Raw genomic sequence first — 458 nt, forward strand, 5'->3', positions numbered from 1 at the left:
CGCGCCCAGGGCCGCGACCAAGTCGGCGGGGGTCATGCCGCCGACTCCCGACTCTGGGGTGCAGTAGGCACCGGCATCGGGTCGTTGCCCGGCCGCCGTGGTGCCTGCCGGTGCCCGCGCGGGGTCGGTGCCGGAGGACCGGGCGGTGTAGGCGGGCGGGGCGGGGCGTGACCGGCGCGGGTGTAGACGAGCGCGCACAGGCCGAAGGGTAAGGCGATGGCGGTCATCGGTCGTACCCCGCCATCGCCTTGTCGCGGCAGGGCCGGCATTTGCCGGCGGCGCGGGCCTCGGGTGAGACGAGCTGGTTGCGGCAGCCGGGCGCGGTGCATAGATGGGGCTCGCCGTTGGCGGCTGGCGGCACGAACAGAGTGTCTGGTCCACCGTTCGGTCCACCCGACCCTGGACCGCCGTACGTATGTACGGCCCACAGTGGACTTTCGCCTGGACCACCTGGACCA

The 458-nt window shown here is 73.4% G+C and carries 1 protein-coding gene and 1 pseudogene; both read right to left on the reverse strand.

What is annotated here, in order from left to right:
- A partial coding sequence (locus tag F0Q45_RS26760; protein WP_223163965.1) for a hypothetical protein occupies positions 1-198 on the reverse strand: 198 nt, incomplete at its 3' end.
- Positions 199-223: 25 nt separating this feature from the next.
- Positions 224-458, reverse strand: a pseudogene (locus F0Q45_RS28870) (hypothetical protein); the annotation flags it as partial.

Origin of the sequence: Mycobacterium simiae, from assembly GCF_008370645.1 — a bacterium.
Taxonomy (GTDB): Bacteria; Actinomycetota; Actinomycetes; order Mycobacteriales; family Mycobacteriaceae; genus Mycobacterium; species Mycobacterium simiae_A.